Consider the following 21,447-nt stretch of genomic DNA (forward strand, 5'->3'; position numbering starts at 1 on the left):
GGGGTGAGACGTTTTATATTACCGGTCTTGATAAACGGTCGAAATCGCTCCGTGCAAGCTTCCATCTCCATTGGATTGTCTTCAATTGTTTCCAACTGCTCCCAACTGCCTTCTCTTGTTTTCCTCCACTTTCATCTCTGTGGGTGATTCCCCGGAATCCTGATTTTCTATGATCCCAAACAGCTCAGGGGAAGCTTCCCTTTGCCGGTTGAAGCCGAAAATTTGCCAATGGGAGGCTTCCCCTTGCCGATTGACTCAAAAAAACTGCCTCGGGGAGGGTTCACCTTGCCGGTTGACTCAAAAAAATTGCCAATGGAACGCTTCACCTTACCGATTGGAACAAAAAAATTGCCGATGGGAGGGTTAACCTTACCGATTGGCGCAAAAAATTGCTCAGGGGAGGGTCTCACCTGCCTCGGGACTAATAAAATCAAGGGTTTCGGGAGGTTCGGGATTTTTGTGTTTGGAATAAATAAGAATCGGGATCTCACACTCGATCTGGTGTAACCCTTTGCCGATTTAGCGGCTATTGAAAAATACTATTAAGCAATTATTAAAGAGCTTGGTTCCCGTTGTCGCTAACGGAGGATTTTCAAAATCTATATCGACCTTTACAGGCGAGTCAAGTTGGAGTGCTTGAGTCGACAAAAAAACAACTAACGATCAAATTAAATTTTAAAAAAGCCAGAATATGGGAATGGAACAAACGTGGCGTTGGTACGGACCAAGCGATCCGGTGACGTTAACAGACATTAGACAAGCCGGTGCAACCGGAATTGTTACCGCTTTGCACGAAGTACAGATTGGAGAAGTATGGACTGTTGAGGCAATTGAGGAACGTAAGAGAATTATTGAATTTGATAGCTCGGTTAATCCGGCGAAACCTCGCGGGTTAAACTGGAGTGTGATCGAAAGTATTCCGGTTCACGAAGATATTAAACAAGGAAAACCGAATCGCGACGAATGGATTGAAAAGTATAAAGAGTCGATCCGTAACGTTGGGAAAGTGGGTATTCCGGTGCTAACATACAACTGGATGCCGGTTGTTGACTGGACTCGCACAAACCTGGAACTTGAACTGAGCGATGGAGCCAAAGCTTTGGCATTCGATATGAGTGAATTTATTGCTTTCGACGTTTTTATGCTGAGACGGGAAGGGGCCGAAGCTTGTTACACCAAGGAGCAGCTCGATATGGCGAAACAGGTGTTTGAGTCTATGAGCTCTGAAAAGCAATACATCCTGCAAAAGAATATTATTGCAGGCTTACCTGGTGGTCAGGAAGGCTATAGTATTGATGATTTTCGTGCTCGTTTGGCTGAGTACAAGGATATTGACTCACAGCAATACCGCGAGAACCTGAAATATTTCCTCGAGCAGATTGTACCTGTTGCCATTGAGGCGGGTGTTCGTTTGGCAATTCACCCCGACGATCCGCCAATTCCGTTGTTTGGTCTGCCCCGTGTGGTAAGCACGGAAAGCGATTTGCAATACATTATCAACATTGTCGATTCAATCTACAATGGCCTTTGTATTTGTACCGGATCGCTAGGTGTGCGTGGCGATAATGATCTGCCGGGAATGATTGAGCGCATGGGCGATAAGATTAACTTCCTGCACTTACGGAGCACCCAACGTAGTGTGGATGGAAGCTTCCACGAAGCGAGCCACCTGCGCGGCGATGTGGATATGTATAATGTGATTGTTGCTGTGTTGAAAGAACAGAAGAAGCGTCATGCCATGAACCGTCGTGATGATGAGATTCCGATGCGTGCCGATCACGGTCACATGATTCTGGATGACCTGACGAAGAAGACCAACCCCGGCTATTCGGCAATTGGTTTGCTGCGTGGACAGGCCGAATTACGCGGACTGGAATTGGGAATCGAGAAGAGTGGCGTGGTTTATAAGTAACAGCTTTATAGAAAGGAAAAGGTCGCAATGGCCTGCTTCCTTCTAAAATAAGAAAGCTCTGATGTTGCCGACATCAGAGCTTTTTGTTTGTGTGCCGTTGTTTTCACCCGAGATTAATTTTTGTCTTTCCGTTCCTTACCCCAAATCTCAACCTGGGCTCGTTTGGTTAATACAATATTGCCGACTGAGTCGTAATCAATTTCAAGCTTTTTCAGTTTGGTATCCTTGCCGGGAAGATCAAAGGACATGGTTGACATGCCATCTGTGAGAACTCCCGCTGCGGGATTATACTCCTTTTTGGAGCCGTCTGACATTTCAACACGAATATGCTTGATTTTTACGGTTCCCTGTATGCACTTTACTTTTACTTTAGCCAGGTTTGTTTTCTTGCCGACTAAACTGATATTATCCGTTTCTGCTTTGTAGGAGGCTGTTTTTTTAGCGAGCTGTACCCAGCCATTTTCTTCTGATTGTGCAAGTGATTGCAGACTGAATCCGGCAATCAAGCAAAAGATTAAGACTAAATTTTTCATTGTATTATTTTCATTTGCGAATCCGCGAGGAAAAGTCAAAATGTTCCTTTCCTCACTGCGATTCCTGTTGCTAGTCAACTTTTTTTAAGATCATTATTGCTTTGTTCTGCTCATCCAGCAGTGTCAGCTTCATATTGCTGATTTTGTAGCTGCGAACCAAGGGGAGTGTGGTGTTGAATTTCTGTGGAATTTCCATGTCCGGGCACATTTTTTTTGTTCCTGCTAAGGGGCCAAATACCAGCGACGAGTTTGTTAGTTCTGTAATTTTACCGTTGATGTTATTACAGCCGTCGGTTCCCTGTACTGTCTTCTTTGAACTGTTTATTTCAAGTGTCGGAACATGGCTTTCTGTCGGAATTTCAAGGCCGTCAATCCATTCGGCAGCCCAAATGTCGTTGAGTAATACTTTAGCTTCGGTGGCTCGGTTAAATTCAATGAGGTCATTACCCGCTTCGTCGAGTAGGAATAGTTTGTCGTCTTCCAAATGATACTTTTTCACCTCGTTTAGCGCTTTGCTGAAAGCATCGGCAATTGTCATATCCGGACACATTCTCTGAGTGGCTGCCAGTGATCCCATTTCAATGGAGTTATCGGTTATGGCCTTTATTTTCCCGGAGAAATTATTGCAGCCATCGATTCCGCTGACTTGCATTTCGAAGAAGTCGATTTGCAGTTGAGGAATAAGACCAGCCCCTCGCGTATGTGGTAATTTCAAAACCGAGCCGTTAAGTTTAAAGGCTTCCCAGCTTCCGTTAAGCTTCAGCCTTGGATCTTCTTTCTTCTCCAGTAGCTTTATTAAGGTGTATTTAATGGAAGATGCATCGGCAGGAGGATTCTCTACGGGCTCTTCTTTAACCTTAAGTTTGTAGATAAAGCCCGGTTCATATTCAAAACCTTCAATCTTCGAATAGAAGTTTTGCCATTCTCCGGCAGTTGGTTCCTCAGCTTTCTGGATGAGCATACATTTCATGGGACCAACGCCAACGCAATCCACCAAATAACTATTGACCCAAAATGTTGTTCCTTTTTCAGCCCCATCGCATGCTGTTATCAGCAGGATCAGACTCAGTATTATGCCTTGTTTCATAATGGTAATTTTCAGTTACAGACGTCCTCCGCTGTAAACATCAACGCCTACATGAGGATCCAGTTTAGGACCGTGTGGGCCAAAACGAACATCGACTCCGGCATCAGCACTCCAACGCAGATTTGAGCAGGCAGAAAGAGCCATTCCTGCAGCTAGAATGATTAAAACGAAAGTTATTCTAAGCTTGTTTTTCATGATGTTGGCTATTTAAAAATCCATTGTTGTATTGTGAATTGACCCCCGGTTGGGTCCAAAAGAACAGCGACAGTTCCTTTCCGGATGGAAGGATTGGGCTCCAGCATAACGCGTGCTCCGGCAGCTTTTGCTTTCTCGAGTGTTGTATTAACATCTTTTACTTTAATGTAGGGCATCCACGAACTACGGGAATCTTCTACCGGGTTTCCAATCGTTCCTGAGAGGATTTTTGAGCCTTTTTTAAATAAATAGTAAGGTGTTTTTGCTCCTTTAACTTCCTCAGTTTCGTAGCCGGCTAGTCCTTTGTAATATTCCAGCGAAGCATCCAGGTCGTTTGTCCAAAGCTCGTTCCAAAGCCAGCTATTCATTGCGATGGTTCCAGCTTTCATCGGTTGCGGATCTCCGCTTTCGGATTGAAGAAATGCGATAAAAGCACCTTGGGGATCCTGTACCAAAGCTGTTTTACCTCTTCCTTTAAATACAGCCGTTTTAAAGATTGTTTTACCACCTGCTAAGGTGTTGTGCTCTACAGCGGCATTTACATCGGGTACCGACATCGAGCTGATCCACTCGGCCTCTTTGCCATATTTGTCGGCCAGTTTAAACATGCCTCCAATCGGAATATCCCCATTTTTAATAACGTAGTAATAGTTCTCACCGGAGGTTAGTAATTCGAAGTTCCAGCCAAATACTCTGGAGTAAAAGTCTTTAGCTGTTTCGGGATCATAAGTTGCCAGATCGTGCCAAACAAACTGCCCTTCGTTGTGCATGTTCGTTGGTGTTTGAGAAACAGGAGGAAATACAATGCCTGAACTACAGGCCGTCGTAATTATTGTAAGGACAATAATTGCTGAAAAGAAATGGTGTTTTCGTTTCATTGTATGATTTTGTGTTATGTGATGTAAAAAAGGATAGTACTTGAGGCAAATCAACAGAGTTGCGATTGTTCTTAGGTTGTTGAGTTGAACTAAAACTTTCAATTTGAATAACCTACTGCTGACTTTTCCTGTTCGTAATTTTTCCTGTTTGCATGTTGGTTTAATCTATCAATATTTTTTCTATTGTAAGTTATGGAAAAATACAATACAAGTAAAGCCATCAAAAGAGGTTTTAATAGCTGATTAATAAAATATTCGATCGGCTGGTTACTTTTTGTGTGTTCGGGTACTAACCTGTAGGTGGTTGAAATGAATGCCCAAAGATGCAAGGTAGAATCAGTAAGGTATTTCGGAATAGCATTTGGGATAAAGGTGCCTAATAATTCAAAGCAAAAGGGGTGAAATTTATTCACCCCTTTTGCTTTATTATGCTGTGTTAGCTTTGCTAATTTTTAATGCAATTTACTTTGTTAACGAAGCACTACACGTAATAATTTTGAGTTAATGAGTTTTGTTTGACTCCTTTTGTTGCTTGCCAAGGCACCACATAATTGAAATGATCTCCAGTGCAACGTATTCCTTTGAGATCCTTGCACGGTGAATAACATGCATTGCCAGTATGGAGAAAGTGTATGCGGTATACCTTAGCTGAATTTACTTTTCTTTGATTTTCGGTTTTTTTATACATATTGGCACGTCTTTTATGTTAAAATATAGTGGTGTAATGATTCCTTCCTTGTCACCCGGAAACATTCAGCTTAGTTGTTGTAAATACACAGTGCTCTAAGTTGCTTGTTTTTTTATGAAGTTACGACACTAAAAGATACGGAAAAATAGATTCGTTTGTTTGTGGTAAGTCTTATATATTAGACTGTTGTGTAGCATGTTTTGTCCTTTTTAGTCAGGATTGTAGTGAAATAATGTTTGTTTTAACCGATTGTTGGTCTTAGCGTACTTCAGACAATATTAGAGATGTGAGGACTAAACTAGATGACCTTTTTGGTGCCGTAATAGCTTTCTCTGAATTGGGATGGGGTGCATCCCTGGCTTTTTTTGAAAATTCGGTTAAAATTTGAGATATTGTTAAATCCGCACTCAAAACAAATCTCAGTAATGGTTTTGTTCGATTCGATCAGTAAGCGAGTGGCGTGTCCCAGACGTAACTCATTCAGGAAATCAACAAAGGTTTTTCCGGTTCTCTGTTTTATTAACCGGCTGAAAGACACTACTGATAAGTCAACCAGGCTGGCAACCTCTTCAACTTTTATTTTTTTGTTGTAATTCGCTTGAATGTAGTTGTAGACTTTCTTGATCTTTTCGCTGTTCAGGAAATTATCTTTCTGTGAAAAAGACATATTTGTTAGCAGCTTCTGACCTCTGGAGATTGCCAGATCGTATAAGATACTTTGAAACTCTAAAAAACTGTCAAAGCCTCGTTTCTTGCTTAGGGCCAATAGTTTGGGCTCCACGTATTTTATGGCTTCTTCCGGAAATGCGATTCCCCGATGTGCATTGTTCAGTAATTCCTGTATAGGTTTCAGTATATTTTTGCTGAGGTAATTCTCGGATAACAGGTCGACCGGAAACTGAATGGTTATTTCGTGTAAGGTTTCAGTCTTTGAGTTTTTGAAATTTTCCCAGCCGTGATACAAGTTCGGCCCTACGATTACCAATTCGCGATCGCCGATTTCGCTGATGTGGTCCCCAATAAGCCGTTTGGCACCTGAGGCATTCCGAATATAGTTAATCTCAAATTCAGGATGAAAGTGAATTGGAAAGTTAAATCCAACCCGTTGCCGATCGAAGACCAGAAAGCAATCGTTCGTGGTTAAGGGAGTTATTTCACGGTGAATTTGAGTTGCCATTTTTGTTTTTAAAGTTAAAGCTTGTCCTTAGATTAATCAAATATATGGTAGGATTGAATTGTTTTTTGATAAAATAGTATTGGTGCTTTATTCTTGTCCTCCCTTTGGGGTATTTTTGTGGTATTCTTGTTATAGTAGGTGTTTTCGCTTGGTTATATATGCCTTGGGAGGATTGGGATATTCGGCTATAAGCTTATTTTGATTAAAAAGCATATGATAATGATAGAATAGTATTTGTGTGATGGGTGTCCTTGCTCGTATTTTTGATTCGTTAATTTTTGCAGCTGATATGCTGAGATAATGAACGATGAAAACCTGACAATAAATCAAAGACACTATGAAATCTGTAACGCTGTTTTTAAGCATTGTAGTTGCCGGCCTAATGGCTGCTTCTTGCAGCTACAATGCGAAAAAAGAAGATCCCAAAGTAATTGCCACTCCATTTTCGGATGACTGGAAATTTCACCCCGGTGAAGGGAAGGATAGTTTGTGGATGGAGTCTGATTATAACGACTCGACCTGGGAAACTGTTTCTTCGCTTAAGACCTTGAAAGAACAGGGGGAGGCCACCGAAAATAGTTATGGCTGGTATCGAAAAACAATTGTTTTTCCGGATAGTCTCAAAACAGCACTGGCTGAAGCAAAAGCCCTTGTCCTTCACCTTGGTCGTTTTGGGGGTTCCGACGAAGTTTATTTTAACGGTACACTTGTTGGCAAAACAAGTAGCTTCCCTCCCGATTATAAAGGGTATCATGATGAGGCACGCACTTACTTTGTTAACGGGAACTTGATTAATACAGAAGGGGAGAATCTGATTGCCATAAAATTCAATAATGGATGGGGTGTTGGTGGTTTCCTGGAAGGTTCGGGCCTTACTATTTCATCAGCAAGTGTGAACGATAAGGTTCAGTTGCATGTCGCAGTGGACGACTCGGACTATGTTTTTCTGGGGGATGAGCCGATTCGGATTACGGCCAATTTGAAAAATCTGAATGAGATGGAAGTTCAGGGAACTTTGCTGGTAAAGATTACAACCGATACCTACGAACCGGTTCGTGTTGACTCGGTTGAGCTTATGCTGGGTAAATCTGAAGCATTTTCCCAAGCCTTTGTTTTTCCCGAGGCAAATCCTGGTTTTTACCGATATACCGTTTCGTTTAAACGAAATGGTGAAGTTGGGGAAGAGCAGAAATTTAATGTTGGTTATGAGCCTGAAAAAATTCAATCTCCCATTGATGCCAAAGCTGATTTAAAAGCTTTCTGGGATAAGAACCGGAAAGAACTGGCGAAGGTGGCTCCACATTACAAAATGACTTTGCAGCCCGAATACTCCAAACTCGACTACAATATTTACGTGGTTGAAATGTATTCGTTGGATCATGAATTAATTCGCGGGTATTATGCCCAACCTAAACGCAAAGGAAAATTCCCGGTTATTGTAGAATATATGGGCTACGGTTCGGGTCCGTATCCCCCGGAACAAAGCTGGAATGGTTTTGCCTGTTTTGTCTTGTCAATTCGTGGTCAGGCTTTGAACTTGCCGGAAAATCATTATGGCACCTGGATTACATCGGGCGTGGATAGCAAGGAGCATTACTACTATCGTGGCGCATTTATGGATGTTATTCGCGCGGTTGATTTTGTTTGTAGTCGGCCCGAGGTCGATTCAAGCCGGATTGCTGTTCGTGGAAGCAGCCAGGGAGGTGCTTTGTCGTTTGCTTCGGCAGCGCTGGATAAACGTGTAAAAGTGGCCGCGCCTGGGATCCCGTTTTTGTCTGATTTTCCCGATTATTTCAAAATAGCCCCTTGGCCCAAAAGCGACTTCGATACTTATATGAAAGAGCATCCGGAAGCAAAGTGGAGTGATATCTACGACGTCTTGAGCTATTTCGATATTAAAAACCTCGCACCGTGGATTACTTGTCCACTCTATATGGGATTTGGTGTTCAGGATAATGTGTGCCCACCGCATACCAATTTTGCAGCCTATAACCAGGTGAAGTCTGAGAAACACTGGATCGCCGGTCCGGATTATGGACACAGCGCCAGTTTAGCATTTCATCAAGCATCGATGAAGTTCATCCGGGAAAAATTAGGTGTTCAATAATTTCTATGAATGGCCTCTACAATAGTGTAGAGGGCTAATCAATAGTTGGATTATTATGAGAATGATTATTACAGTCTTTTGGGCGATTGTCGTTGGACTGGTGTTGAATAGCTGTCAACATGTGACCGGAAAGGATCGGACAACGAGTGCAAGGAATTCCATTATTGAAGATTTGAGAGCGGTTAAAGGAAACGGTATACTCTTTGGTCATCAGGACGATTTGGCTTATGGTGTTGGTTGGAAATATGTTGAGGGAGAATCGGACGTAAAGCGGATTGCCGATGATTACCCGGCTTTGTTTGGCTGGGAACTTGGAGGGTTAGAACTTGAGCGTCAGGCTAATCTGGATCAAGTCCCGTTTCAAAAGATACATGATTTTGCCCTTTGGGTTTCCAAGCATGGGGGCATAAATACCTTTAGCTGGCATCCTTATTCACCGATCGATTCTATTGATGCCTGGCATGGTGATTCTGTGGTGGTTAAGCATATTCTACCAGGAGGTGCTTACAATCGGCAATTCAATCATCAGCTGGATCAGCTTGCAACGTTCTTTTCAAACTTGAAAGATCAGGACGGAAACGAAATTCCATTCATTTTCCGTCCATGGCACGAGATGGATGGCGCCTGGTTTTGGTGGGGATCAAAAGCTTGTACCCCAGACGAACTAAAACAGCTTTTTCGCTATACAATTGATTATTTGCGGGGCAAGGGTCTCCGTAATATGGTCGTAGCTTATTCCCCCGATCGAAATTTCAATTCGGAAAAGGAATATCTGCAGTGGTACCCCGGTGATGATATCGTAGATATATTGGGTATGGACAATTATTCCGATTTGAGACAAGCCGGAGGAGAACGGGATGCCATTCAAAAGTTGCATTGGGTGATTAATCTGGCCAATAAGAAGCACAAATTGGCAGCACTGACTGAGACTGGTTCGGAATTGGTGCCGGATTCGACCTGGTATTCTCAAAAACTGGGAACAGTGCTGAACGATTCGCTCGTCCAAACAGAAATTAGCTATGTGATGGTTTGGCGTAACGCATCCGAAAAGCATTTCTTTTTTCCTTATCCCGGGCATCCGGCATCTGCAGATGCCAGAGCTTTGCTAAAGCAGCCCGGCATTTTACTACTCAACAAATTCAATCAGGAAATAAATAATTTACGATGAATAGACAGCATACCTTATTTGAAGATAGATTGGAGCTGATTAAGCAGAAGCAGCATAATTTGATTGTGCGGAAAAATAACGAGCTATTTAGCGACAATGGCATTTACAACCGCTATGAATTTCCAATCTTAACGAGGGAACACATCCCACTGCACTGGCGCTATGATCTGAATCAAGAAACAAACCCGTTTTTTATGGAGCGCATTGGGTTTAATGCTGCTTTTAATGCCGGAGCGATCAAGTTTAACGGGAAGTATATTTTAGTGGTGCGTGTTGAAGGGAACGACCGAAAATCGTTTTTTGCTGTCGCCGAAAGTCCAAACGGGATTGATAACTTCCAATTTTGGGATCGGCCGATAAGCTTGCCACAAACCGAAGATCCGGATACGAATGTGTATGATATGCGTTTAACACAACACGATGACGGATGGATTTATGGTGTCTTTTGTACTGAGCGTAAAGATCCGAATGCTCCCGATGGGGATACTTCGAGCGCTGTTGCAGCGGCTGGTATTGCCCGAACCAAGGATCTGAAAAGCTGGGAGCGTCTTCCGGACTTAGTTTCAACGACTGGTCAGCAGCGTAATGTGGTTCTGTTTCCACATTTGGTTGATGGCAAATATGCTTTCTATACCCGGCCGCAGGATGGCTTTATCGATACAGGTAAAGGGGGAGGTATTGGATTCGGATTGTCGGATAGTATGGAAAAGCCGGAGGTCAAAGAAGAAATGATCGTCGACGCCAAAACATACCATACCATTTATGAAGTGAAAAACGGTTTAGGGCCAGCACCTATTCGCACAGCCCATGGTTGGCTGCAGTTGGCTCATGGTGTTCGGAATACAGCAGCTGGTTTGCGCTATACACTTTACGTATTTATGACTGAGCTTGAGAAGCCCTGGCTTGTTACGTATAAACCGCACGGGCACTTTATCTCGCCACTAAAACGCGAGCGGGTTGGCGATGTGTCGAATGTGGTTTTTTCGAATGGCTGGATTAAAGATGAAGACGGAACTGTATTTATCTACTATGCCTCGTCGGATACACGCATGCATGTTGCAATAACAACTGTAGAGAAGTTGGTGGATTACTGTTTGAATTCCCCTCAGGATCAGCTGTGTTCTCATTTGTCAGTCCAAACGATCAATGAGTTAGCCGATCGTAATCAAGAGTTTATGAACCTACTTGAATAAGAAGCCTGTTAACTGCAATTTAATGACTATAACCCAACAACTAAAAGCCCTGTTACCCGAGTTTCAGAGCGAATTGTCCGGAATTCTTGATTTTTGGAGTACTAAAGCAGTCGATTTCGAGTTTGGAGGCTTTGTTGGCCAAATAAATTCAGAAGGAACTGTCGTGTCCAAAGCCAGTAAAGGAGCTGTGTTAAACACACGGCTCCTCTGGACTTTTTCGGCAGCAGTTCGAAACACCGGAAATTCAACTTATCAGATGATGGCTGATCGGGCTTATGCCTATTTGCTTGACCATTTCTGGGATCCGGAAAATGACGGTCTGTTCTGGGAATGTGATTACCTGGGAACTCCCGTCAACACCCGAAAGCAAGCCTATGCTCAAGGTTTTGGTATTTATGCTTTTTCCGAATATTACCTGTCAACAGGAAATAAGGAAAGCCTCCAGTATGCTTTGCGACTGTTCAATTTGCTGGAAGATCAGTTTCGCGACCCGGAATTTGAAGGCTATCTGGAGGCCTTGAGTGCCAACTGGCAGCCGATGGAGGATATGCGTCTGAGTCCGAAGGATGCGAATTCGCCCAAATCGATGAATACGCATTTGCATATTTTGGAACCTTATACCAATCTTTACCGGGCATGGCCTAATGAGCAGCTGAAAGAGCGGATTTTGGTTTTGATCCAGCTTTTTCAGGATCGCATAATCGATCGGAGGACAGGTCATTTCAATTTGTTTTTCGATATGAACTGGAAGGTGCAGTCGCAGATTGTATCGTATGGCCATGATATTGAAGGTGCCTGGTTGTTGCATGAAGCTGCTCAGGAAACGAAAGATGTCCAAGCTATTCAGGCAATTCAAAAATCGGCTCTGAAGCTGGTCAATGTAACGCTTCAGGAAGGGATGGCTGAAGATGGATCGGTTTGGTATGAAAAAGAAGGAAATCACCTTGATAAAGACCGGCATTGGTGGGGGCAAGCAGAAGCAATGGTGGGTTTGATGGATGCTTGGGAGATTGAAAAAAATGAACAATATCTTCAATGTTTAATGCGAACTTGGGAGTTTATTAAACTAAATTTGATCGATCGAAAAAACGGTGAGTGGTTTTGGAGTATTACCAGTAAAGGAACTCCGAACCTGAACGAAGATAAAGCCGGATTCTGGAAGTGTCCCTATCACAACAGCAGGGCTTTGATCGAACTCGCCAACCGAATCGCTAAACTTTAAACGAACACATGACTCAACCAATCAAACTAAAAGAAAAAATAGGATACAGCTTTGGCGACTTCGCTTCGTCGATGTTTTGGAAGCTGTTTACCATGTTTCTGACTATTTTTTACACCGATGTAGTAGAACTAACGCCTGTCGCAGTCGGGACGATGCTGTTGTTAACCCGAATTTGGGACAGCATTAATGATCCGATGATGGGTGTTATCTGTGACCGGACGAATACCAAACAAGGTAAATTCAGACCCTATCTGTTTTGGGTGGCCATTCCATTTGCTATTATCGGTGTACTCACCTTTACAAAATTCAGCTTTGGTCCAAGTGGAAAACTGATATATGCCTATGTGACTTACACCCTGATGATGATGATTTACACGGCGATTAACGTGCCGTATTCATCATTGATGGGAGTAATGACCCCCGTTCCCGCCGAACGGACGACGTTGGCCTCTTTTCGGTTTTTGGGCGCTTTTGCCGGAGGGATTTTTGTAACAGCCACTGCGGCTCACCTGATTGATTTTTTCAAAAACGGTGGGGCAACCGAAGCGCAGGGGTATCAATATACGATTGCAATTTATTCCATTCTGGCCATTGTCTTTTTCTGGTTGACCTTTGCCTGGACAAAAGAAAGGGTCAAACTTGCTCCGTCGAAAAAATCATCCATTAAAGAGGATTTTAAGGATTTATCGAAGAACCTGCCGTGGTTTATTGTGCTTGGAACAGGAGTCTTTGCACTGATATTTACATCGCTGCGTGACGGTTCCATGATGTACTATTTTAAATATTATATCAAAGATCAGTCCTTGCCTTTTTTCGGTCAGGTTGGTTGGGATAAGCTGGCATCGGTCTATATGACGCTCTGGTTGGCCTGTAACATGGCTGGGGTTGTATTGGCCAAGCCACTTTCCGATAAATTTGGAAAAAAATGGACTTATATGTGGTCGATGCTCTTGTCGTCGGGAATTAGTTTTTTGATGTATTTCCTTCAGCCCAGCCAGATTACCTTGATTTTTGTGCTGAATGTTATTGTAGGTCTTTCGGCTGGAATCATCATGCCACTGATTTGGGCTATGTATGCCGATATTGCTGATTTTTCGGAATGGAAAACCGGGCGACGCGCAACAGGTTTAATTTTTTCATCTTCCTCCATGTCTCAAAAAATGGGAGGTGCCCTTGGTGGTGCAATTACCTTATGGATTTTAGCAGCCTATGGTTTTCAGGCTAACCTGGATCAGACGACCGACGGTATTACCGGCATTAAAATGATTTTCAGTGTTTATCCGGCAATTGGGGCCTTGGTTTCAGCTTTGTTTATCTGGGGCTATCAATTGAGTGATAAATTTATGGTTCAGGTAACTGCTGAACTGGAAACCAAACGACAACATGATCATTCAAAATAGGGCGTGTTCTGCACGCTTCTTAAAAACTCAACAACAATGAAAAAATATCTGATTTTAAGCTTATTTGTACTGGGCGTGCTGAGCGCGTTCAGTCAGAAAATTGAAGGGTTGGCATTAACCCCGCCTATGGGATGGAATAGTTGGAATACTTTTGGAACCGATATTGATGAAGATTTAGTAAAGGGAATTGCCGATGCGATGGTCGAGACCGGCTTGAGAGATGCCGGGTATGTCTATCTTGTTTTAGATGACGGCTGGCTCAATATGGAGCGTGATTCGAATGGTAAACTCGATGGCGATCCAAAAAAATTTCCAAGCGGAATGGAGGCGTTGGGAGATTACATTCATTCAAAAGGGTTGAAGTTTGGTATTTATAACTGTGCCGGTAACAAAACCTGCGCAGGTTATCCGGGAACGCGGGGGTATGAGTTTATCGATGCTCAGACCTATGCTGATTGGGGCGTAGATTTCCTGAAATACGACTGGTGTAATACGGAAAATCTGAATGCTAAAGGAGCTTATCAAACCATGCGCGATGCGCTTTATGCAACCGGTCGTCCGATTGTTTTCAGCATTTGCGAATGGGGTGATAATAAACCTTGGGAGTGGGGTGCCGAAATGGGCCAGATGTGGCGTGTTGCCGGCGATATTGTAAATTGCTGGGATTGTGAATATGGTCATGGCAGCTGGTCTTCCTGGGGGATTTGGAAGATCATCAATATGCATAAGGACCTTCGTAAATATGCCGGCCCCGGCCATTGGAACGACCTGGATATGATGGAAGTTGGCAATGAATTCAGTGATGCCGAAAATCGCAGCCATTTTGCGATGTGGTGTATTCTGACATCACCTTTGATTATGGGGAACGATATCCGGTCGATGAGTGAGGAAACCCGCAAAACATTGACCAATAAAGAGGTAATTGCCGTTAACCAGGATTCGTTGGGAATTCAAGGATTCCGATACTTAAATGAGCACAATGTTGAAACCTGGATCAAGCCTCTTGAAAACGGTGATTGGGCTATTGCTTTTGTGAATATGAACGAGGAGCCCTATGATCTGAATTTCGACTGGAAAAAACACGAGATCGGTGATGATTTGAATCAAAAATTTTCGAACATGGATAAAACGACCTATAAGCTTCGCGATTTATATAATCACAAAGACTTAGGCAATACTTCAGAAGCGCTAAAGGCAACGATTGGTGTGCACGATGTACTTATGTTGCGATTAGTTAAAGAGTAGTTGTATTTGAACAACAGAGGCGACCGAATAGTCGCCTTTGTTGTTTTATCCTTTTGAAACTTTTATTCCGGCGGATTAGAGTGTCTTATACGATTGGAACAAGACCGGATATTACTTAGGACGTCATGTATTCGGCAAAAATCTTATTAAAATCACTCCGTGAAATATACCAATGTTTGCCCAGCTTTTTAGCTGGGATTTTACCGGATTTAATGTGTTTGCGTACAGTTCGGTTTGTTACGCTTAATTTATCGGAAACCTCTCCAACGGTTAATAAATCGGGATCTGTATTTTTCATGCTGCTTCGTTTTATTTTGTTTGAGTGTCCTTTATGAGCGGTATCCCGCTTGTTCGGACTTCTGTGTTTTTGATTACAAATCTTTCTTTCTAGTACGAGCTAAAGCTGTAATTACCATTACGCCAAATGTTAATAATTGTTAAATTCGGATGCCTGTAGTTATTTGCCGAGACTGTTTCGGTGTTGAGTCGTTTGTGCTTCTTCTGATTACATATCGGATATGCCGTTAAAAGTGTCTAAGCGATTTTTGATTACCGTTTGTGTTGATACCGGTTCAGGTTAAATCTAATTTGTTTTTGATTTCCGTTATGTCTTCTGCTATTGCTTCAATCTTCTGCTGTAACCGGTCTGAGCTTGTTTTCTCACTGATCTCATTCGTGATATAATGGGTGAACTTCCATGCCTCCCGAATTTCGGTTACCGGGAGGTCATAAGCTTGATATTCGGGATTCAGTGAGATCAGTTGAAGACTCCCTTTCTCTGCCAGCTCATTTTTCACTTTCTTAAAAACAACCCCTTCATTCAGGGTTAAAATGATATAGAGCTCACCGGTTTTTATGCTATTTAAATCCTGAACAAACTCGCCGGTAACCCAGCTTTTATCCGGTACCGGCAGCATCGAATCTCCACTGATCTGAAAGGTGCGGTATTTTTTATCCTTTGCCAGAAACGGCAACTGAAATACCGGGAGCTCCGAAATAAACTCCGGATCAAAGTAGCCATAGGTATAGCCGGCCTTGGCTTTGATGGATACGAGCTCAATATTATCCTTGTTTTGTGCATCAACCGTGGTGGCCAGTATTCGGATTTCATTCCCTCTGACAAATACTTCTGAGCCCTTTTCAATTAAATAAAGTTGACTTTCCCGTAGTGCTGCTAAATCCACCCGCAATAAGGTGTCCACCGAAAGATGAAACAAATCGGAGAGTTGCATGACTAGCTGAAGTGGTGGCTGTGCCATGCCATTTTCGTAGTTGTTGATGCTGGCCCGAGTTGTGTTCAGATTATCAGCCAAATCCTGCTGGGTCAGCTTTCGTCGTTTACGCAGAAATTTGATGTTTGAAGCTAAAAACATTTGCAGAAACAATTTTAATGTCTAATTTATAATCAACTAAAATGATTAAAATATAATCAAAAATAATTGAGAAAATTGAACTATGCAATAGTTTACAGGAAATTAGAGGAAAGAAGAGATGGTGACTTTGCAAAACAGAACGATTGTACACCTGGACCTGGATACCTTTTTCGTATCGGTAGAGCGTTTGCAGGATTCCTCCCTGTTGGGGAAACCCGTTATTATCGGCGGGTTGTCGGATCGGGGAGTTGTGGCCAGCTGTAGCTACGAAGCACGAAGATTCGGGGTTCACTCGGCCATGCCCATGCGGATGGCGCTTAACCTGTGCCGGGAAGCTACGGTGATTCGTGGCGATATGGACTTGTACAGCAACCATTCCAAACTGGTAACCGATGTAATTGCAGCTTATGCGCCGGTTTATGAAAAGGCCTCGATTGATGAACATTACCTGGATATTACTGGTCTCGATCGTTTTTTCGGTTGTTATCAATGGACCCATGAGCTGCGCGAGCGGATAATCGCAGAAACTGGTTTGCCGATTTCGTTTGGCTTATCGGTGAACAAAACGGTATGCAAAATAGCAACGGGCGAGGCCAAACCAAATGGGGAACGACAGGTGGAAAAAGACCTGGTACAGCCTTTCTTGAATCCACTATCTATTCGCAAAATTCCGATGGTGGGCGAAAAGACTTATTTGCTACTGCGTTCGATGGGGGTGTCGACGATTCAAACCTTGAGTGCGATTCCGTTGGAAATGATGAGCAGTGTTTTGGGGAAAAGCGGAATTGACATCTGGCGAAAAGCCAATGGCATTGATTTTACCCCGGTAGTTCCCTACAGTGAGGAAAAATCAATCAGTACAGAGCGCACTTTTGAAACCGATACGATTGATGTGAAAATGATGGAACAGATCCTGACGGCCATGACCGAAAAATTGTGTTTTAAGCTACGCAAGAAAGAGAAACTGGCATCGGTGATAACGGTCAAAATCCGCTATGCCAATTACGACACACACAGCTTGCAAAAAAAATTATCCTACACCTCGTTTGATCATGTGCTTATTGAAACTGCCCGGGAATTGTTTAGCCGACTTTACGAGCGGCGTATGCTTATTCGGTTGATCGGGGTGAAGCTGGGCGGACTAGTACACGGCGTTCAGCAGCTCAGCCTTTTCGATAATAATGAAAAGCAGATAAAGCTCTACCTGTCGATGGATCAAATTCGCCGGCGCTATGGTTCAGGGGCGATTCGCCGGGCATCAGGGATAACTCAAAATAAAGGCTATGTACCTGAATAATCACAGCTATTACAGCCTGCGCTACGGCACAATGGACATTGACAGCCTGCTTGAAACAGCCGAACAAAATCAGGTGGAGGTGATGGCGCTGACGGATATTAATACATCAATGGGAATTCCGGACTTTGTTAAAAAGGCAGGAGAGCGGGGAATTAAACCCATTGCCGGTGTTGAATTCCGGAACGGAGATGAATTACTTTTTGTAGGGATAGCCCGCAATAATGACGGATTTAAGGAACTCAATGATTACCTGACCTGGCATAACCTGAATAAGAAGCCGTTTAGTTTGGAGGGCTGGGCATTTCAGCAAGTGGCGGTTATTTATCCTTGGGGAAAGAAACGGCCGGATGAACTACTGGACTACGAATATACAGGCATTCGTCCCACCCAGGCAAACCAATTGCTGACCTCTGAATACCGGCGCTATCAGGACAAGCTGCTAATCCTGCACCCGGTTACTTTTCGCGACCAGCAGGCTTGGTTTCTGCATAAAAGCCTGCGTGCGATTGAGCACAATACGCTTATCAGTAAGTTGAAAAGCCCGCAGTTTGCCTCGCAGGATGAACGCATGGCTCCGGTGTACCGGCTCCGGGAAGTGTTCGGAAATTATCCCGCGATCATTCAAACAACAGAAGAGCTTATGGCGGATTGCTCTATCAACTTTGATTTTAAGGCTGTCAAGAATAAGCAACATTTCAGTCAATCCCGATACGATGACAAGCTTCTGCTGGAAAAACTGGCCCTTGACGGCATGTATTACCGTTATGGAAGGAACAACCCTGAAGCGCTTCGGCGCGTTCAATACGAATTGTCGATAATCGACAAATTGGGGTTTTCGGCCTATTTTCTGATTGCCTGGGATATTATCCGATATAGTATGTCCCGCGGCTTCTACCATGTTGGGCGCGGAAGCGGAGCCAATAGTATTGTTGCCTATTGTTTAAAGATTACCGATGTAGATCCGATTAGCTTGAACCTGTATTTCGAGCGTTTTTTGAATCCCAAACGAACGAGCCCGCCCGATTTTGATATTGATTATTCCTGGAAAGACCGGGATGAGGTGCAGGATTATATTTTTAAACGCTACGGCCGCGAACACACGGCTTTGTTGGGAGCAACATCAACCTTTAAAAGCAAGTCCACAGTTCGTGAACTGGGGAAGGTATTTGGTTTGCCAAAGGCCGAAATTGATTTGCTGATTAACGATCCGGGGAACGATTATAACAAAAATGATGTGAGTACGCTGATTCGGACGCTGGGGCAGCAAATGGAAAACTTTCCGAATTTAAGAACCATTCATGCCGGCGGAATCCTGATTTCAGAGGAACCGCTGACTTGCTATACGGCGCTGGATCTTCCGCCTAAAGGTTTTCCGACAACCCAATGGGATATGTACATCGCCGAAGATATGGGTTTTGAGAAGCTGGATATTCTCAGTCAGCGCGGATTGGGACACATCCAGGAGGCGGTGGAAATTGTTCGGGAGAACCGGGGGGAGGATGTCGATATTCATCGGGTGCAGGATTTTTTTCAGGATGAGAAGGTAAAGGAAAGGCTTCGGGAGGGAGAAACCAATGGTTGTTTTTATATTGAAAGTCCGGCAATGCGAGGGTTGCTGAAAAAGCTGCAATGTGACGACTATCTTTCTCTGGTGGCGGCGAGTTCCATCATTCGTCCCGGTGTTGCCAAGTCTGGGATGATGCGTGAATATATCCGCCGTTTTCACAGCCCGAACGATTTTGAATATATCCACCCCGTGATGAAGGAGCAGCTGGAAGAGACTTACGGAGTGATGGTATACCAGGAGGATGTGATCAAAGTGGCCCATCATTTTGCGGGCTTAGATTTGGCTGATGCTGATGTTCTGCGTCGTGCGATGTCCGGAAAGTACCGGTCGTTGCAACAGTTTCGGGAGATTGAGGAGAAATACTTTGACAATTGTCGGGAGCGGGGATACCCGGAGTCAATATCGTTGGAGGTATGGCGACAGATTGAATCTTTTGCCGGTTATTCCTTTTCAAAAGCCCATTCGGCATCCTATGCTGTGGAAAGCTTTCAAAGTTTGTATCTGAAAGCGCATTATCCCTTGGAGTTTCAGGTGGCTGTAATTAATAATTTCGGTGGATTCTATCATCCCTGGGTGTATTTTAATGAAGCAAAAAGACAAGGAGCGCAAATCGAGTTGCCTTGTGTTAATAACAGCTGTAAGCAAACCCGTATTATCGGACGAACCATCTTCATGGGGCTTGGGCATGTTCAAAATCTGGAACGAGTGACCATCGACCTGGTTGAGGCAGAGCGGAACTGTAATGGGGAGTTTTTGTCGCTCATCGATTTTATGGAGCGGGTACCGGTTAGCAAAGAACAGCTCATTGTGTTAATCCGGGTTGGGGCTTTGCGATTTACGGGTAAGGCGAAATCAACGTTGTTATGGGAAGCTCATTTGCATTTAAAACGGCCGGTTTTGAGCAGTGGCTCTCCTGCCATGTTCCAGGCTCAACCCAAAGAATTTGAATTGCCGGTGTTGGAGTATTCTTTTCTGGAAGATGCTTATGATGAGATTGAATTACTGGGATTTCCCGTAAGTGTGGATAATTTTGATATGCTGCAAGTTCGGTCTCGCGGAGACATTCAAGCCCGGGAGCTATTGGACTTTGTCGGGAAGAAGGTTCGTATGGTGGGGCGCCTGGTTACAATCAAATATGTGCGCACGAGCAAACGGGAAATCATGCACTTTGGATGTTTTGTTGATTATACCGGTGAGTTTTTTGACACGGTGCACTTCCCGAACAGCTTAAAAGACTATCCTTTCCAGGGATCTGGCATTTATGCTTTACTTGGGAGAGTGGTGGAGGAATTTGGCTTTCCGAGTGTGGAAATTGAAAAAATGTCGAAACTGTCGTATCTGCAGAGACCTAATGTTTAGCCTGAAAAAAATGGTTTGACTGTTTATTCGAATTGAGCGTATCGCCGTGTTTTCATTAAAAATTGTTATCATTACAATCAAATTAATGGGAAGTAAAAGGCTCCGTTATGCCGGAAGAGTTTGATGAATATTTGTTTATTACGAGGATGAAAGGAGGAGACTTTGGAGCCTTTGAATACCTTTTCTCCCGTTATTACCAGCCATTATGTAATTATGCAGTTCGGTTTGTTTCTGATATTTACATTGCTGAAGATGTTGTTCAGGACGTATTCGAGAAACTTTGGAATAATCGGAAACAGCTGAACATTAAAAATAGAATAAATGCCTACCTCTACACGGCAGTAAAAAACAGGTGTTTGAATAAGATTAAGTCGAATAGTCTCCGAACTGATTATTTAAAGATGACGAATCGGGAAGAGGATTTGTTGGTTAATCCGTCCGAAATTGAGTCCGAAGAATTCCGCCGATATTTATTTGACTGCATCGAAAAACTCCCGCCTCGCTGTAAAGAAATTTTCAAAGAAAGTCGGTTTGAAAACGAAAAACAGGAAAAAATTGCAGAAAAAAATCACATTTCCATAAAGACTGTTAAAGCTCAGATTGGTAAGGCTTTAAAGTACGTTAGGGAGTGTTTGGAAACAGCCTATCCTGAATTTATCTGAAAAAATACGAAGTCAGAGTAAGACCTTTTGCTTTTACAAATGTCTCAAAGGTAAAAGCAACACAAATGAAGGCCATTTACGAATTATTTCTGTCGATCTTGTCTGATAGTGCTTCTGAAGAAGAGAAAGCTCTTTTTAAACAAGAAATGACTAAGCCGGAGAATCAAGTTCTTTTTGAAAAGGTAAAAGCCATCTGGAACGAATCGACCAACCTGCAAGGTTATCACAAGGTTGATCAGAAGAGAGCTTTTGCTGAATTGAACAGAAAGCTTGAGGCGAAGAAGCAAAATCGGAAACGGTTCTTGTTAACCTCAGGAATAAGCGTAGCAGCAAGCGTGTTATTGATGATTGGTTTGTTTAGCTGGATCCAATTTAGCAACAAAA

The 21,447-nt window shown here is 43.3% G+C and carries 18 protein-coding genes; 11 read left to right on the forward strand and 7 right to left on the reverse strand.

From position 1 onward, the window contains the following. Positions 1-697 precede the first annotated feature (697 nt). The gene (uxuA, locus tag AC37HE_RS14505; protein ID WP_500783571.1) at positions 698-1,912 is read left to right on the forward strand and encodes a mannonate dehydratase; all 1,215 of its coding nucleotides are present in this window, start codon (positions 698-700) and stop codon (positions 1,910-1,912) included. Positions 1,913-2,025: 113 nt separating this feature from the next. On the opposite strand, the gene AC37HE_RS14510 is transcribed toward uxuA, so the two are convergent. The 5 genes from AC37HE_RS14510 to AC37HE_RS14530 all read right to left on the reverse strand — a co-directional run bounded on the left by AC37HE_RS14510 (position 2,026) and on the right by AC37HE_RS14530 (position 6,470). Beyond that, complete coding sequence (locus AC37HE_RS14510; RefSeq protein WP_500783572.1) at positions 2,026-2,445, reverse strand: DUF2541 family protein; 420 nt, start codon at positions 2,443-2,445, stop codon at positions 2,026-2,028. Between the two features lie 70 nt (positions 2,446-2,515). After that, positions 2,516-3,532, reverse strand: a complete 1,017-nt coding sequence (locus AC37HE_RS14515; protein ID WP_500783573.1) for an META domain-containing protein — start codon at positions 3,530-3,532, stop codon at positions 2,516-2,518. A gap of 15 nt (positions 3,533-3,547) precedes the next feature. Continuing rightward, positions 3,548-3,727, reverse strand: coding sequence for a hypothetical protein (locus tag AC37HE_RS14520; protein ID WP_500783574.1), 180 nt, complete (start codon positions 3,725-3,727; stop codon positions 3,548-3,550). 8 nt (positions 3,728-3,735) lie between these two features. Further along, positions 3,736-4,605, reverse strand: coding sequence for a VOC family protein (locus AC37HE_RS14525; protein ID WP_500783575.1), 870 nt, complete (start codon positions 4,603-4,605; stop codon positions 3,736-3,738). A gap of 986 nt (positions 4,606-5,591) precedes the next feature. Then, positions 5,592-6,470, reverse strand: coding sequence for an AraC family transcriptional regulator (locus tag AC37HE_RS14530; RefSeq protein WP_500783576.1), 879 nt, complete (start codon positions 6,468-6,470; stop codon positions 5,592-5,594). Between the two features lie 337 nt (positions 6,471-6,807). Here AC37HE_RS14530 and AC37HE_RS14535 point away from each other — a divergent pair, with 337 nt between their 5' ends. The 6 genes from AC37HE_RS14535 to AC37HE_RS14560 are packed head-to-tail and all read left to right on the forward strand — an operon-like array spanning position 6,808 to position 14,805. After that, positions 6,808-8,577: an acetylxylan esterase gene (locus AC37HE_RS14535; protein ID WP_500783577.1), complete on the forward strand. Its 1,770-nt coding sequence runs from the start codon at positions 6,808-6,810 to the stop codon at positions 8,575-8,577. A gap of 55 nt (positions 8,578-8,632) precedes the next feature. Further along, positions 8,633-9,745 (forward strand): glycoside hydrolase family 26 protein, encoded by a 1,113-nt coding sequence (locus tag AC37HE_RS14540; RefSeq protein WP_500783578.1) that lies wholly within the window; start codon positions 8,633-8,635, stop codon positions 9,743-9,745. Next, positions 9,742-10,938, forward strand: coding sequence for a glycoside hydrolase family 130 protein (locus AC37HE_RS14545; RefSeq protein WP_500783579.1), 1,197 nt, complete (start codon positions 9,742-9,744; stop codon positions 10,936-10,938). Before AC37HE_RS14540 ends, AC37HE_RS14545 begins: the two co-directional genes overlap by 4 nt. A gap of 22 nt (positions 10,939-10,960) precedes the next feature. Next, positions 10,961-12,160: an AGE family epimerase/isomerase gene (locus AC37HE_RS14550; protein ID WP_500783580.1), complete on the forward strand. Its 1,200-nt coding sequence runs from the start codon at positions 10,961-10,963 to the stop codon at positions 12,158-12,160. Between the two features lie 8 nt (positions 12,161-12,168). Further along, the gene (locus tag AC37HE_RS14555) at positions 12,169-13,560 is read left to right on the forward strand and encodes an MFS transporter (RefSeq protein ID WP_500783581.1); all 1,392 of its coding nucleotides are present in this window, start codon (positions 12,169-12,171) and stop codon (positions 13,558-13,560) included. Positions 13,561-13,596: 36 nt separating this feature from the next. Next, the gene (locus AC37HE_RS14560) at positions 13,597-14,805 is read left to right on the forward strand and encodes a glycoside hydrolase family 27 protein (RefSeq protein WP_500783582.1); all 1,209 of its coding nucleotides are present in this window, start codon (positions 13,597-13,599) and stop codon (positions 14,803-14,805) included. 115 nt (positions 14,806-14,920) lie between these two features. Here the strand turns inward: AC37HE_RS14560 and AC37HE_RS14565 are convergent, their stop codons facing one another. After that, complete coding sequence (locus AC37HE_RS14565) at positions 14,921-15,103, reverse strand: helix-turn-helix domain-containing protein (protein ID WP_500783583.1); 183 nt, start codon at positions 15,101-15,103, stop codon at positions 14,921-14,923. A gap of 274 nt (positions 15,104-15,377) precedes the next feature. After that, a complete protein-coding gene (locus AC37HE_RS14570; RefSeq protein ID WP_500783584.1) occupies positions 15,378-16,178 on the reverse strand; it encodes an XRE family transcriptional regulator in 801 nt (266 codons plus the stop codon). Positions 16,179-16,296: 118 nt separating this feature from the next. On the opposite strand from AC37HE_RS14570, the gene dinB reads away from it, so the two are divergent. From dinB to AC37HE_RS14590, 4 genes are all read left to right on the forward strand, one after another. Then, complete coding sequence (gene dinB, locus AC37HE_RS14575; RefSeq protein WP_500783585.1) at positions 16,297-17,475, forward strand: DNA polymerase IV; 1,179 nt, start codon at positions 16,297-16,299, stop codon at positions 17,473-17,475. After that, positions 17,462-20,401, forward strand: a complete 2,940-nt coding sequence (locus AC37HE_RS14580) for a DNA polymerase III subunit alpha (protein WP_500783586.1) — start codon at positions 17,462-17,464, stop codon at positions 20,399-20,401. Before dinB ends, AC37HE_RS14580 begins: the two co-directional genes overlap by 14 nt. A 107-nt stretch (positions 20,402-20,508) precedes the next feature. Continuing rightward, positions 20,509-21,063 carry an RNA polymerase sigma-70 factor gene (locus tag AC37HE_RS14585; RefSeq protein WP_500783587.1) on the forward strand — a complete coding sequence of 185 codons (555 nt, stop codon included), beginning with the start codon at positions 20,509-20,511 and terminating at the stop codon, positions 21,061-21,063. Between the two features lie 65 nt (positions 21,064-21,128). Next, on the forward strand, positions 21,129-21,447 hold a 319-nt coding region (locus AC37HE_RS14590; RefSeq protein ID WP_500783588.1), incomplete at its 3' end, for a hypothetical protein.

This window comes from Mangrovibacterium sp., from assembly GCF_059905295.1.

Coding starts and splice junctions, on each gene's coding strand:
- uxuA (WP_500783571.1), top strand. CDS start 698: ATGGAACAAACGTGGCGTTGGTACGGACCAAGCGATCCGGTGACGTTA.
- AC37HE_RS14510 (WP_500783572.1), bottom strand. CDS start 2,445: ATGAAAAATTTAGTCTTAATCTTTTGCTTGATTGCCGGATTCAGTCTG.
- AC37HE_RS14515 (WP_500783573.1), bottom strand. CDS start 3,532: ATGAAACAAGGCATAATACTGAGTCTGATCCTGCTGATAACAGCATGC.
- AC37HE_RS14520 (WP_500783574.1), bottom strand. CDS start 3,727: ATGAAAAACAAGCTTAGAATAACTTTCGTTTTAATCATTCTAGCTGCA.
- AC37HE_RS14525 (WP_500783575.1), bottom strand. CDS start 4,605: ATGAAACGAAAACACCATTTCTTTTCAGCAATTATTGTCCTTACAATA.
- AC37HE_RS14530 (WP_500783576.1), bottom strand. CDS start 6,470: ATGGCAACTCAAATTCACCGTGAAATAACTCCCTTAACCACGAACGAT.
- AC37HE_RS14535 (WP_500783577.1), top strand. CDS start 6,808: ATGAAATCTGTAACGCTGTTTTTAAGCATTGTAGTTGCCGGCCTAATG.
- AC37HE_RS14540 (WP_500783578.1), top strand. CDS start 8,633: ATGAGAATGATTATTACAGTCTTTTGGGCGATTGTCGTTGGACTGGTG.
- AC37HE_RS14545 (WP_500783579.1), top strand. CDS start 9,742: ATGAATAGACAGCATACCTTATTTGAAGATAGATTGGAGCTGATTAAG.
- AC37HE_RS14550 (WP_500783580.1), top strand. CDS start 10,961: ATGACTATAACCCAACAACTAAAAGCCCTGTTACCCGAGTTTCAGAGC.
- AC37HE_RS14555 (WP_500783581.1), top strand. CDS start 12,169: ATGACTCAACCAATCAAACTAAAAGAAAAAATAGGATACAGCTTTGGC.
- AC37HE_RS14560 (WP_500783582.1), top strand. CDS start 13,597: ATGAAAAAATATCTGATTTTAAGCTTATTTGTACTGGGCGTGCTGAGC.
- AC37HE_RS14565 (WP_500783583.1), bottom strand. CDS start 15,103: ATGAAAAATACAGATCCCGATTTATTAACCGTTGGAGAGGTTTCCGAT.
- AC37HE_RS14570 (WP_500783584.1), bottom strand. CDS start 16,178: ATGTTTTTAGCTTCAAACATCAAATTTCTGCGTAAACGACGAAAGCTG.
- dinB (WP_500783585.1), top strand. CDS start 16,297: ATGGTGACTTTGCAAAACAGAACGATTGTACACCTGGACCTGGATACC.
- AC37HE_RS14580 (WP_500783586.1), top strand. CDS start 17,462: ATGTACCTGAATAATCACAGCTATTACAGCCTGCGCTACGGCACAATG.
- AC37HE_RS14585 (WP_500783587.1), top strand. CDS start 20,509: ATGCCGGAAGAGTTTGATGAATATTTGTTTATTACGAGGATGAAAGGA.